Origin of the sequence: Massilia sp. Root133 (genome assembly GCF_001426525.1) — a bacterium.
Classification (GTDB): Bacteria; Pseudomonadota; Gammaproteobacteria; order Burkholderiales; family Burkholderiaceae_D; genus Telluria; species Telluria orientalis.
Genome location: NZ_LMEW01000012.1, coordinates 497,333 through 510,457, shown reverse-complemented (window position 1 = coordinate 510,457; position 13,125 = coordinate 497,333). Strand labels below are relative to the sequence as shown.

Annotated in this window: 11 protein-coding genes and 2 tRNA genes; 1 reads left to right on the top strand and 12 read right to left on the bottom strand. The window is 63.4% G+C overall.

The features are described from left to right. Nucleotides 1-26 precede the first annotated feature (26 nt). From ASD28_RS12945 to ASD28_RS12920, 6 genes are all read right to left on the bottom strand, one after another. Nucleotides 27-103, bottom strand: a tRNA-Arg gene (locus tag ASD28_RS12945). A 52-nt stretch (nucleotides 104-155) separates the two neighbouring features. Next, a tRNA-Pro gene (locus tag ASD28_RS12940) sits at nucleotides 156-232 on the bottom strand. A gap of 63 nt (nucleotides 233-295) precedes the next feature. Then, nucleotides 296-1,636 (bottom strand): phosphoglucosamine mutase, encoded by a 1,341-nt coding sequence (glmM, locus tag ASD28_RS12935; protein WP_056127993.1) that lies wholly within the window; start codon nucleotides 1,634-1,636, stop codon nucleotides 296-298. Nucleotides 1,637-1,654: 18 nt separating this feature from the next. Then, entirely contained in the window at nucleotides 1,655-2,497 is an 843-nt protein-coding gene (gene folP, locus ASD28_RS12930; protein ID WP_056128468.1) for a dihydropteroate synthase, read from the bottom strand. Between the two features lie 73 nt (nucleotides 2,498-2,570). Then, a complete protein-coding gene (gene ftsH, locus ASD28_RS12925) occupies nucleotides 2,571-4,448 on the bottom strand; it encodes an ATP-dependent zinc metalloprotease FtsH (protein WP_056127991.1) in 1,878 nt (625 codons plus the stop codon). A 223-nt stretch (nucleotides 4,449-4,671) separates the two neighbouring features. Further along, complete coding sequence (locus ASD28_RS12920; protein WP_056127987.1) at nucleotides 4,672-5,319, bottom strand: RlmE family RNA methyltransferase; 648 nt, start codon at nucleotides 5,317-5,319, stop codon at nucleotides 4,672-4,674. A gap of 43 nt (nucleotides 5,320-5,362) precedes the next feature. Between ASD28_RS12920 and yhbY the strand changes: the two genes are divergently transcribed. Continuing rightward, a complete protein-coding gene (gene yhbY, locus ASD28_RS12915; protein WP_056127985.1) occupies nucleotides 5,363-5,830 on the top strand; it encodes a ribosome assembly RNA-binding protein YhbY in 468 nt (155 codons plus the stop codon). 52 nt (nucleotides 5,831-5,882) lie between these two features. Here yhbY and ASD28_RS12910 read toward each other — a convergent pair whose 3' ends face one another. The 6 genes from ASD28_RS12910 to ASD28_RS12885 all read right to left on the bottom strand — a co-directional run bounded on the left by ASD28_RS12910 (nucleotide 5,883) and on the right by ASD28_RS12885 (nucleotide 13,012). Further along, on the bottom strand, nucleotides 5,883-6,323 hold the full coding sequence (locus tag ASD28_RS12910) for a DUF4149 domain-containing protein (RefSeq protein ID WP_056127983.1): 441 nt from the start codon (nucleotides 6,321-6,323) through the stop codon (nucleotides 5,883-5,885). Nucleotides 6,324-6,333: 10 nt separating this feature from the next. Then, on the bottom strand, nucleotides 6,334-6,807 hold the full coding sequence (gene greA, locus ASD28_RS12905) for a transcription elongation factor GreA (protein WP_056127980.1): 474 nt from the start codon (nucleotides 6,805-6,807) through the stop codon (nucleotides 6,334-6,336). 125 nt (nucleotides 6,808-6,932) lie between these two features. Further along, the gene (gene carB, locus ASD28_RS12900) at nucleotides 6,933-10,163 is read right to left on the bottom strand and encodes a carbamoyl-phosphate synthase large subunit (protein ID WP_056127977.1); all 3,231 of its coding nucleotides are present in this window, start codon (nucleotides 10,161-10,163) and stop codon (nucleotides 6,933-6,935) included. A gap of 10 nt (nucleotides 10,164-10,173) precedes the next feature. Next, nucleotides 10,174-11,337 (bottom strand): glutamine-hydrolyzing carbamoyl-phosphate synthase small subunit, encoded by a 1,164-nt coding sequence (gene carA, locus ASD28_RS12895; RefSeq protein ID WP_056127974.1) that lies wholly within the window; start codon nucleotides 11,335-11,337, stop codon nucleotides 10,174-10,176. 285 nt (nucleotides 11,338-11,622) lie between these two features. After that, nucleotides 11,623-12,030, bottom strand: a complete 408-nt coding sequence (locus tag ASD28_RS12890; RefSeq protein WP_056127969.1) for a heme-binding protein — start codon at nucleotides 12,028-12,030, stop codon at nucleotides 11,623-11,625. A 43-nt stretch (nucleotides 12,031-12,073) separates the two neighbouring features. Continuing rightward, nucleotides 12,074-13,012, bottom strand: a complete 939-nt coding sequence (locus ASD28_RS12885; protein WP_056127965.1) for a patatin-like phospholipase family protein — start codon at nucleotides 13,010-13,012, stop codon at nucleotides 12,074-12,076. Nucleotides 13,013-13,125: the final 113 nt, after the last annotated feature.

The following is a 13,125-nucleotide window of genomic DNA, read 5'->3' as shown; positions in this document are numbered from 1 at the left end:
CTGCAGTCAACGAAAGGATGAGGGGGTGGCCTGCCCAGCTGGGTTCGAACCAGCGACCCTCAGCTTAGAAGGCTGATGCTCTATCCAACTGAGCTATGGGCAGTATGGCTTCATAAATGAAAACGGGCCGTCGAGGACAGCCCGTTTGCAAACGGTGGTCGGAGTACAAGGATTCGAACCTTGGACCCCCTGCTCCCAAAGCAGGTGCGCTACCGGGCTGCGCTACACTCCGATTGGAACGATCATACCCCGCCGGGCGGGAGGCGTCAATGAAGGGTCCCGCCGCGGCGGATGGTCAGACTTCGAAGCGCGCGGCGATGCGTTTGGCCATTGACTCGGCCAGTTCGGCGTTCTTCGCCTCCACCATGACACGCACCAACGGTTCCGTGCCGGACGGGCGGATCAGCACGCGGCCATTGTCGCCCAGTTCGCGCTCGACGTTCTCCTTTTCCGCCACGACGGCCGCGTTCTTCGTCCAGTCCGTACCCGGCTGCACGCGCACGTTGATCAGGGTCTGCGGATACAGCGTCAGGTCGCTGCAGCACTCGGCCAGGCCCTGGCCGGAACGCTTGAGCGCGGTCAACACCTGCAGTGCCGACACGATGCCGTCGCCGGTCGTGTGCTTGTCCAGCGCCAGCAGGTGGCCCGAGCCTTCGCCGCCCAGCAGCCAACCGCGGTCCTGCATCATTTCCAGCACGTAGCGGTCGCCGACCTTCGCGCGCGCAAAACCGATGCCCATGTCCTTGAACGCCACTTCGAGCGCCATATTGGTCATCAGGGTGCCGACGGCACCGGCCACCGGACCGGTCGCCATGCGCGCGCGCACCATCACGTACAACAGCTCGTCGCCGTTGTACAGGCGGCCTTTGGCGTCGCACATGATCAGGCGGTCGGCGTCGCCGTCCAGCGCGATGCCGAGGTCGGCCTCGTGCTCGACCACCGCGGCCGCCATCGCCTTCGGTGCCGTCGCGCCGACGCCGTCGTTGATGTTGAAGCCGTCCGGCTTGGTGCCCAGCTCGATGACTTCGGCGCCCAGTTCATGGAACACGTGCGGCGCAATGTTGTAGGCGGCGCCGTGGGCGCAGTCGACGACGATTTTCAGGCCGCGCAGGTCGAGCTCGTTCGGGAACGTGCTCTTGCAGAATTCGATGTAACGGCCCTGCGCGTCGCGCAGGCGCGTGGCCCGGCCCAGCTTTTCCGACGACACGCAGCCCATCGGCTGGTCGATCATCTCCTCGATTTCAAGCTCGACGGCATCGGGCAGCTTGGTGCCATGGCCGGAGAAGAACTTGATGCCGTTGTCCTGGAAAGGATTGTGCGAGGCCGAAATCACGACGCCCGCCTGCAGGCGCAGTGCGCGCGTCAGGTACGCGATGGCCGGGGTCGGCATCGGGCCGGCCAGCATCACGTCGACGCCGGCTGCCGAGAAACCGGCTTCCAGCGCCGCTTCCAGCATGTAGCCGGAAATACGCGTGTCCTTGCCGATCAGGACCGTTGGACGTTCGCTGGTGCCGGCCTTGTCCTTGGCCAGCACCTTGCCGGCGGCATAGCCCAGCCGCATCACGAAGTCAGGGGTGATGGGCGACTTGCCCACCAGGCCGCGTACGCCATCGGTACCGAAATATTTGCGTGCCATTAATTAAATTCTCTTCATCTATTGATTATTCGTAGTGGCCGCTTGCCAGACTTTCAGCGCATCCACCGTCTCTGCCACATCATGGACCCGTACGATCCGGGCGCCCTGCGCTGCCGCAGCGAGCGCACCGGCCAGGCTGCCGGCCAGCCGCTGCTCGACGCTGCGGCCCGTCACGGCGCCGATCATCGATTTGCGCGACAGGCCCGCCAATACGGGCAGGCCCAGTTCGCTTTCCATGCGGTTTATGCTCCGGAGCAAAGCATAATTATGCTCGACACTCTTCCCAAAACCAAATCCGGGATCAATCGTGATACGTTCGCGTGCCACACCCGCCGCCAGCAGCGCATCGATCCGCTCGCGCAGGAAGGCGATCACGTTGGCCACGACGTCGACGTATTCGGGCTGTGCCTGCATGTCCTGCGGGGTGCCCTGCATATGCATTACGCACAGCCCGCAGTCGCTGTCCTTCACGGCCTCGATCGCGCCGGGCGCGCGGAAGCCGTTGATGTCGTTGATCATGTCGGCGCCCGCGATGATCGCCTCGCGCATCACCTCGGGCTTGCAGGTATCGATCGACAGCGGATAGCCCAGTTCGCGCAACGCGTAGATGGCCGGCATGATACGGCGCAGCTCTTCGTCGACGGGGACGCTGGGCGAACCCGGACGCGTGGATTCGCCGCCGATGTCGATGATGTCGACGCCGTCCTTGATCATCTGCTCGGCCCGCTCCACGGCGAATTCGAGGCCCTGGTAGCGGCCGCCGTCGGAAAAGGAATCGGGGGTAACGTTGAGGATGCCCATGACCAGCGGGCGCTGGGCGAGGTTATAGCCGAAACGGCCGCACTGCAGATATTGACGCATGACGAAAAACCAACGGAATGAAGAATAAAAAGGCACCCGCTCGGGGTGCCTTTTCGAGGAGAGACCGCGCTGGTCAGGCCGGGGCGGTCGCGTTCGGGGCGACGCCGCTGTCGCTCGGAGGCGTGCGCTTGGTCAGGACGACCGACTTCGGCGGGCGCGGCTCGCGGCCGGCCATGATGTCGTTGATCTGGTCGGCGTCGATGGTTTCCCATTCGAGCAGCGCCTTCGTCATCACTTCGACCTTGTCGCGGTTTTCTTCCAGCAGGCGGCGTGCCAGCGTGTACTGCGTGTCGAGGATGTTGCGGATCTCGGCATCGACCTTTTGCTGCGTCGCTTCGGAGATGGTCTTCACGGAGCCGCCGAAGAAGCCTTCGTTCGGATCATCCTCGTAGACCATCACGCCCATGCTTTCCGACATGCCGAAGCGGGTCACCATCGAGCGGGCCAGCTTGGTCGCGCGGGCGAAGTCGTTCGAGGCGCCGGTCGACATCTGGCCGACGAAGATCTCCTCGGCGATACGGCCGCCGAACAGGATCGAGATCTCTTCCAGCATCTTGTCCTTGTAGCCGGACAGGCTGTCGTGCTCCGGCAGTTGCCACGTCAGGCCGAGGGCAAAGCCGCGCGGCATGATCGTGACCTTGTGCACCGGGTCCGCCTTCGGCAGCAGCTTGGCGATCACCGCGTGGCCCGACTCGTGGTACGCGGTGTTGCGGCGCTCTTCCTCGCGCATGACCATCGATTTGCGCTCCGGACCCATGAAGATCTTGTCCTTCGCGTCTTCGAAGTCGCTCATCTCGACGAGACGCTTGCTGCGGCGTGCGGCGAACAGCGCGGCTTCGTTGACGAGGTTGGCAAGGTCGGCGCCGGAGAAGCCCGGGGTGCCGCGCGCCAGGATGTCGGCCTTCACGTCGGTGCCGATCGGCACTTTACGCATGTGCACGTTCAGGATCTGTTCGCGACCGCGGATGTCCGGCAGGCCCACCATCACCTGGCGGTCGAAACGGCCCGGGCGCAGCAGCGCCTTGTCCAGCACGTCGGCACGGTTGGTCGCGGCGATCACGATCACGCCCGACGATGCCTCGAAGCCGTCCATCTCGACCAGCAGCTGGTTCAGCGTCTGTTCGCGTTCGTCGTTGCCGCCGCCCATGCCGGCGCCACGATGGCGGCCGACGGCGTCGATCTCGTCGATGAAGATGATGCACGGCGAATGTTTTTTCGCGTTCTCGAACATGTCGCGCACGCGCGACGCACCCACGCCGACGAACATCTCGACGAAGTCCGAACCGGAGATCGAGAAGAACGGGACCTTGGCTTCGCCGGCGATGGCGCGGGCCAGCAGCGTCTTGCCGGTACCCGGGGGGCCGACCATCAGCACGCCGCGCGGGATGCGACCGCCCAGTTTCTGGAACTTGGTCGGATCCTTCAGGAAGTCGACGATCTCGCCCACTTCTTCCTTCGCTTCGTCGCAGCCGGCGACGTCGGCGAACGTGACGGTGTTGTTCGTCTCGTCCATCATGCGCGCCTTCGACTTGCCGAACGAGAACGCCCCGCCCTTGCCGCCGCCCTGCATCTGGCGCATGAAGAACACCCAGACACCGATCAGGAGCAGCATCGGGAACCAGGAAATGAAGACTTGCTGGAGGAACGACGGTTCCTCGGGCGGCTTGACGTCGAAGCGCACGTTGTTGTCGCGCAGGTCGCCGATCAGGCCGCGGTCGAGCATGGTCGCGGTGGTGCGGACCTTGGTGTCGTCGGTGCGGGTCGCGGTGATGCTCGAACCTTCGATCACGACGTCCTTGATGCGTTTCGCCTTGACGTCATCGAGCAGCTCGGAATAAGCAATGGTCTTGCTGCCGCCCGCGACGCTGTGGTTGTCGAACTGCTTGAACAGCATGAACAACAGCAGCGCGACGACCACCCAGATGGCGGATTTGGAAAACATATTATTCACGAAGACTCCTCTGATGCGAACGCATCTTTTCCCATTTTTTCAAAGGCAGATTTTACCGCAATAAGCAGCCCGTGCCACGCACGACCGCCATAGTGCCTATGCTCCACTATAGCCGGTTTTTATTTCCGTTGCGCAGCCATCATGTACATAGACGTGGCTGTCCTTTGCTGATGTGCGGTTGTACCGCAGGAAATCAAGGGCGTTTCCGTCGAATTTCGCAATTTCAGGCGGCCGGATTTTTCAGCCCACGCCCCAGCAGGAAAATTTCCGAGGATTTGTCGCGGCTGGCCTTCGGTTTGATCTGTTTGACGACCTTGAATTCGGTGCGAAACTTCTCCAGGATCTGGGTAAATCCCATGTCCTTGAAGCATTTCACCAACAATGCCCCTGAAGGTTTGAGGTGCATTTGAGAGAACTCAATAGCGAGATCGATCAAATCCTCCATGCGCGCTGCATCCGCCGACGGAATACCGGAGAGATTCGGCGCCATGTCGGACAGCACGACGTCGGCCATGCGGCCTTCGAGGACGCCCGCCAGCTCGTCGAGCACCTCCTGCTCGCGGAAATCGCCCTGGATGAAATGCATGTCGGCGATCGGCTCCATCGGCAGGATGTCGAGGCCGATCATCGTGCCCTTGATGCCGCCCTCCTCGCCGCCGGCCAGCTTGCGCCGCGTGTACTGGCCCCAGCTGCCCGGCGTGCAGCCGAGGTCGACGATCACCTGGCCGGCCTTGATGAGCTTTTCGCTTTCGTCGATTTCCTTCAGCTTGTAGGCCGCACGGGCCCGGTAGCCCTCTTTCTGTGCCAATTTGACATAGGGATCGTTGATGTGATCGTGAATCCAGTTTTTATTGAATTTGTTCTTGGCCATTCGCGTAAAATACTGCTTTTAATAGGTATCTCAAAATAACATCATGATCAAACTTACACCGGTCGAGCGTGCAGCGCTGCGTGCGGAAGCCCACGGACTCAATCCTGTCGTCATGATCGGCGCAGACGGCCTGACCGAGGCCGTCATGAAGGAAATCTCGTCCAGCCTCGACGCACACGGCCTCATCAAGGTACGCGTGTTCGGCGACGACCGCGAAGAGCGCATCGCGATCTACGAACGCATCTGCGCGGAACTCGACGCCGCGCCGGTCCAGCACATCGGCAAGCTGCTCGTGCTGTACCGCCCGAAGAAGGACGACGTCAAGGAACGTTCGGCCAAGTCCGGCAAGGGCCTGCGCGAAGTCACCATCGTCAAGCCGAGCCCGAGCGGCACCAAGAAGCCGACCGTGACCAAGGTCCTGCTGAAAGGCAACGAGCGCGTCACGCAAGGCGGCAACATCAAACGGGCCAAGCCACGTCAGGCCAGCACCAAGAAGACGGCCCTGAAATAAGCCGTGTTCACCAAAAATTAACCGGGGCCGCTACCCCGGTTTTTTTTATGCCTCAGCGGGCCTTCACGACAAGAAGCGCGCCAAGGATGCTCTCGGCCAGGTACAACACCTGCGAGACCCCGTGCAGCGCCGCGAATGTCCCCCACTGCGGCGACGCCCGCACACCGGCCGGCCCGGCCGCTGCGCGGATCGCCGCCATCATCGGCTGCAGGCCCAGGTAGACGACGAGGCTGCATGCCAGCATGCCGGCGATCAGCGCATACAGCCAGCGCTTGCGCCGCGCGTCCACATCCGCCGCACGCGACGTCAGCAGCGCCAGCAACACGGCCAGCGCCATCGCCAGCCAGGCCGAGCGCGTCAGCATGACGCCGACGACGTTGCCCGCCTGCGTGCTGTCGAGCACGGCGAACGCGCTCGGCGCGGCCAGGTAGCTGACGGCCCAGATACTGCCGGCCCACAGGGCGGCCAGCAGCAGGCGCGCGTTGGCGAGCATCGTGGCGGAATTAAACGTAGCGGACTTCCAGGATTTCGTATTCGCGCGGGCCGGACGGCGCCTGCACTTCGACCACGTCGCCGGCGTATTTGCCGATCAGCGCGCGCGCGATCGGCGAGGTGACGGAGACCTTGTTCTCCTTGAGGTCGGCTTCGTCGATGCCGACGATCTGGTAGGTGACCTTCTGGCCGTTGTCGAGGTCTTCGAGGTCGACGGTCGAAGCGAACACGACGCGGCCTTCCGCATCCAGCGTGGACGGGTCGATGATCTGCGCGGTGGACAGCTTCTGCTCCAGCTCGGCGATTCGGCCTTCGACGAAGGCCTGGCGCTCCTTGGCGGCGTCGTATTCGGCGTTTTCCGACAGGTCGCCGTGCGAGCGCGCCTCGGCGATCGCATCGATCACGTTGCGGCGTTCCTTGGTCTTGAGCTGGTGCAGCTCTTCCTTCAACTTCTCGGCGCCGAATTTGGTCAATGGAGTGTTCATCGTATTCTGTTCTCAGTGTTTGCGGACGTACCAAGTGAAAACCACAGAGCCGCACGGCGCAAGCCGCGCGAACTCTGTGGTCTTAGGTACTGCTAAGCGGTGGTGCTATGTTACCGCATCGCCGCTTAGTTTAAGGTTTTATGCAGGCCTTGTAAATCGTACACCCGCAGTTCGTCCAGGTGACGCATGCCCTGCACGGCCGCCTCGGCGCCGGCGATGGTCGTGTAGGTGACCACGCGCGCCTGCAGTGCCGACGTACGGATCGTACGCGAGTCGGCGATGGCGCTGCGCTTCTCTTCGACCGTGTTCACCACCATCGCGATCTCGTGGTTCTTGATCATGTCGACGATGTGCGGACGGCCTTCGATCACCTTGTTGACCGGAGTGACCGGGATGCCGGCGGCGGCGATGACGGCCGCGGTGCCCTTCGTCGCGACGAGCGAGAAGCCCAGTTCGACGAGGTCGCGCGCCACTTTCACGGTGCGCGGCTTGTCCGAGCCCTTCACGGACAGGAACACGCGGCCGGTCTCCGGCAGGATGATGCCGGCCGCCAGCTGCGACTTGACGAACGCTTCGCCGAACGTCATGCCCACGCCCATCACTTCGCCCGTCGACTTCATCTCGGGGCCGAGAATCGTGTCGACGCCGGGGAACTTCACGAACGGGAACACGGCTTCCTTGACGCTGTAGAACGGCGGCACGATCTCTTTCGTGATGCCCTGCTGCGCCAGCGTCTGGCCGACCATGCAGCGCGCGGCGATCTTCGCCAGCTGCAGGCCCGTCGCCTTCGACACGAACGGCACGGTACGCGAGGCGCGCGGGTTCACTTCCAGCACATACACGGTGTCCACGGTCTGGCCGTCGACTTCCGACTGCTGGATCGCGAACTGCACGTTCATCAGGCCGACGACGTTCAGCGCCTTCGCCATCAGCGAGGTCTGGCGCTTCAGTTCATCGATCGTGGCCTGCGCCAGCGAGTACGGCGGCAGCGAGCACGCGGAGTCGCCCGAGTGCACGCCGGCCTGCTCGATGTGTTCCATCACGCCGCCGATGAAGGTCGTCTCGCCGTCCGAGATGCAGTCGACGTCGACTTCGATCGCGTCGTTCAGGAAGCGGTCCAGCAGCACCGGCGAATCGTTCGACACCTTCACGGCCTCGCGCATGTAGCGTTCGAGGTCGCGCTGCTCGTGGACGATCTCCATCGCGCGGCCGCCCAGCACGTACGACGGACGCACGACGAGCGGGTAGCCGATCTCGGACGCCAGCGCCAGCGCTTCGGCTTCCGTGCGCGCGGTGCGGTTCGGCGGCTGGCGCAGGCCCAGGTCCTGCAGCAGCTTCTGGAAGCGCTCGCGGTCTTCGGCCGCGTCGATCATGTCCGGCGACGTGCCGATGATCGGGACGCCGTTCTTTTCCAGGTCCAGCGCGAGCTTCAGCGGGGTCTGGCCGCCGTACTGGACGATCACGCCTTCCGGCTTTTCCAGGTCGACGATTTCGAGCACGTCTTCCAGGGTCAGCGATTCGAAGTAGAGGCGGTCGGACGTGTCGTAGTCGGTCGACACGGTCTCCGGGTTGCAGTTGACCATGATGGTCTCGTAGCCGTCTTCGCGCATCGCGAGGGCCGCGTGCACGCAGCAGTAGTCGAACTCGATACCCTGGCCGATGCGGTTCGGGCCACCGCCCAGCACCATGATCTTCTTCTTGTCGGTCGGGTTCGATTCGCACTCTTCGTCGTACGTCGAGTACATGTACGCGGTGTTGGTCGCGAATTCGGCGGCGCAGGTGTCGACGCGCTTGTAGACCGGACGGATGCCGAACTCGTGGCGCTTGGCGCGCACGGCTTCCGGCGTCGTCTGCATCAGGAACGCGAGGCGGCGGTCGGAGAAGCCCTTCTGCTTCAGTTTATACAGCGTCGGCTTGTCGAGGCTGTCCAGCTTCTGGTGATCCAGCCACAGTTCGATGTCGACGATTTCCTTGATCTGGATGAGGAACCACGGATCGATCTTGGTGAGGTTGTGCACCTCTTCCAGCGTGAAACCCTGCGCGAACGCATCGCCCACGTACCAGATGCGCTCCGGACCCGGCTCGCCCAGTTCTTCCTCGATCTTTTCGCGGTCGCGGGTCTTTTCGTTCAGGCCGTCGACGCCGACTTCCAGGCCGCGCAGCGCTTTCTGGAACGATTCCTGGAACGTGCGGCCCATCGCCATCACTTCGCCGACGGACTTCATCTGCGTGGTGAGGTGCTTGTCGGCGGTCGGGAATTTCTCGAACGTGAAGCGCGGGATCTTCGTCACGACGTAGTCGATCGACGGCTCGAACGAGGCCGGGGTCGCGCCGCCGGTGATCTCGTTGCGCAGTTCATCCAGCGTGAAGCCGACGGCCAGCTTCGCCGCCACTTTCGCGATCGGGAAGCCCGTGGCCTTCGATGCCAGCGCGGACGAACGCGACACGCGCGGGTTCATCTCGATGACGATCATGCGGCCGTCTTTCGGGTTGATCGAGAACTGCACGTTCGAGCCGCCCGTGTCGACGCCGATCTCGCGCAACACGTTGATCGACGCGTTGCGCATGATCTGGTATTCCTTGTCCGTCAAGGTCTGCGCCGGCGCGACGGTGATCGAGTCGCCGGTGTGCACGCCCATCGGGTCCAGGTTCTCGATCGAGCAGACGATGATGCAGTTGTCCTTCTTGTCGCGGACGACTTCCATCTCGTACTCTTTCCAGCCGAGCAGCGATTCTTCGATCAGCAGTTCGGAGGTCGGCGACGCTTCCAGGCCGCGCTTGCAGATCGCTTCGAATTCTTCTTCGTTGTAAGCGATGCCGCCGCCCGAGCCGCCCATCGTGAACGACGGACGGATGATGGTCGGGAAGCCCAGTTCGCGCTGCACGGCGCGCGCTTCGTCCATCGAGTGGGCGATGCCGGAACGGGCCGAACCCAGGCCGATCTTGGTCATCGCTTCCTTGAACTTGAAGCGGTCCTCGGCCTTGTCGATGGCTTCCGGCGTCGCGCCGATCAGTTCGACCTTGTACTTGTCGAGGACGCCGTGGCGGTGCAGGTCCAGCGCGCAGTTCAGCGCGGTCTGGCCGCCCATCGTCGGCAGGATCGCGTCGGGACGTTCCTTGTCGATGATGCGCTCGACGGCCTTCCACGTGATCGGCTCGATGTAGGTGACGTCGGCCGTTTCCGGGTCCGTCATGATGGTCGCCGGGTTCGAGTTGACCAGGATGACCTTGTAGCCTTCTTCGCGCAGCGCCTTGCAGGCCTGGGCGCCGGAGTAGTCGAATTCGACCGCCTGGCCGATGACGATCGGGCCCGCGCCGATGATCAGGATGCTTTTGATGTCAGTACGTTTTGGCATTTATTTCTTCTCACTTGCTGGCGTGGGCTTGCATCTTGCTGATGAAACGGTCGAACAGGTAGGCGACGTCCGTCGGGCCTGGCGACGCTTCCGGGTGGCCCTGGAAGCAGAACGCCGGCTTGTCGGTACGCTCGAAGCCCTGCAGCGAGCCGTCGAACAGCGACACGTGGGTCACGCGGCAGTTGGCCGGCAGCGTCGCGGCATCGACTGCGAAGCCGTGGTTCTGCGACGTGATCATGACCTGCTTCGAATCCAGGTCCTGCACCGGGTGGTTGGCGCCGTGGTGGCCGAACTTCATCTTGACGGTCTTCGCGCCCGAGGCCAGCGCCATGATCTGGTGGCCGAGGCAGATGCCGAACGTCGGGATGCCCGAGTCGATCACTTTCTTCGTCGCGGCGATCGCGTAGTCGCACGCGGCCGGATCGCCCGGACCATTGGCCAGGAAGATGCCGTCCGGATTCAGCGCCAGCGCTTCTTCCGCGGTGGCTTGCGCCGGCAACACGGTGATCTTGCAGCCGCGCTCGGCCAGCATGCGCAGGATGTTGCGCTTGACGCCGTAGTCGAAGGCGACGACGTGGAACTGCGGGTTCTCCTGCTTGCCGTAGCCCTCGCCCAGCTTCCATTCGGTCTGGTCGAACGTGTACGGTTCCTTGACGGAGACGACCTTCGCCAGGTCCATGCCGTTCAGGCCCGGGAACGAGCGCGCCAGTTCCAGCGCCTGCGCTTCCGACGGCTCATTGCCCTGCGTGCCGGTCAGGATCGCGCCGTTCTGGGCGCCCTTCTCGCGCAGGATGCGGGTCAGCTTGCGGGTGTCGATGCCGGCGATGGCGACGACGTTTTCCTGCTTCAGGTAGTCCGACAGCGATTGGGTGGAGCGGAAATTCGAGGCCAGCAGCGGCAGGTCACGGATGATCAGGCCGGCGGCGTGGACTTTCGAGGCTTCGACGTCTTCGGCGTTGATGCCGTAGTTGCCGATATGGGGGTACGTCAGCGTGACGATCTGACGCGAATAGCTGGGGTCGGTCAGGATTTCCTGGTACCCGGTGATGGCGGTATTGAATACCACTTCACCGATGGTGTGACCGGCGGCGCCGATCGAATATCCTTTGAAAATGGTTCCGTCTGCCAGAGCGAGGATGGCTGGAACGGCTGGGCCAGAAAAAAATGGCGGCAAGGGCAACTCCCGATAAAGTCGCCGTAGGCTGCGCCACGTCAGACCGGCCTGAACAGGGTGTGGGCATGCATCTCGCCCAGTGTTACAGGTCGCTAGATAGAGGTATGTGTGGGGTAGTCGCTACGGCAGATAAGTGATGGCTAAACCTCTGAATTATAGCGCGATTTATATCGGCCGGCAATCGCCTGCCCCACGTTTTTCCTCTAAATACCCTGCAGAAAAAAAATCGGCGGGCGGGCGCGACGATCTGTCGCACCACGCCCGCCGACTTGACGTAAACGTAAATTACAAGCCCAGCGCGGCGATACCGGCCTTGGCGATCTGCGCGTCTTCCGCCGATTTCACGCCCGACACGCCCACGGCGCCGACGACTTCGCCGTTGACGACGATGGGCACGCCGCCTTCCAGCATGCCGTCCAGTTCCGGTGCGCGGGCGAACGACACGCGGCCGTTGTTGATCATGTCTTCGTAGATCTTCGACTCACGACGGCCCAGCGCGGCCGTCCTGGCCTTTGCCGGGGCGATGTGGGCCGATACCGGGGCGGCGCCGTCCAGGCGCTGCAGCCACAGCGGGTGGCCGCCGTCGTCGCAGATGGCGATGACGACTTTCCAGCCGTTCGCGACCGCTTCGGCTTCGGCGCCGGCGGCGATCTTCTTGATGTCTTCGAGGGTAAGGACGGGCTTGGTTTGCATCTTGAGTCTTTCTTTCGTGTGGCGTTACAAAAAAGGTCTGCGATCAGCGCGCGGCCGACAGCGGGGCCGGCGTGCCCTGTTTGGCCTTCAGCCTGGCCTTGAGGTCGGCCATGACGCCGGCCGCGGCCTGCTCGCCGGCCAGCACGGCCAGGTTGCGGCCGGTGAAGTCGGCGCTGCCCATCGTGCCCAGCGCGGGCGTGATGACGACGTCGGCATCCTTCAGCTCGTACTGGTTCAGACGCTGGCCCATGATGGTGAAGGTCTGCATCAGCACATCCACGGAACTCGCGGTGGCCTGCGCTTCGGTCGCACTGGAGATATTAACCGCGATGATGAATTCGGCGCCCATTTCCTTCGCGAAGCGAACGGGCACGGGGGCGACGAGGCCGCCGTCGACGTAGCTGCGGCCGCTGATGACGACCGGCTGGAACACGCCGGGCACCGACGACGACGCGCGCACGGCCATGCCGGTGTTACCTCGGCGGAACAGGATCGGCTTGCCCGTCTTCAGGTCCGTGGCGACGGCGCCGAACGGAATCTTGAGCTTTTCGATCGGCTGGTTGTGCACGGCCTTGTTCACATAGGTCTGCAGCGCCTCCCCTTTCAGCACGCCGGGAGCCTTGCTGAAGAACGGGATGGCCCAGTCGGAGATCGTCGTCTCGTCCATGTCGAGGGCGATCTTCTGCAACTGGAATCCGTTGTAGCCGGACGCGTACAGCGCGCCGACGACGGAACCGGCACTCGTGCCGACGACGATGTCGGGCACGATGCCCTGGGCTTCCAGGGCCTTGATCACGCCGATGTGGGCGAACCCGCGCGCGGCGCCGCCGCCGAGGGCGAGCGCGATTTTCACGTGACGCAGCGGGACGGGAGTCGGCGTGGCGGCCACCGGCGCGGCCGGCTGGGTGGGCGTGGAGCCGCAGCCCGCGAGCAGTGCCGCGGCGCCGAGCGTGGCAAGAATGGAACGTCGGGAGAAGGTCATCCGGAGCGAGCTGATAAACGGGCAAAGATGGGATTGTAACCCGATACTGGCCAATCTCGCGGGATCCGGCAATGCAGGCGAACTTGGGTACCCGCCTGCGCGGGTACGACGTT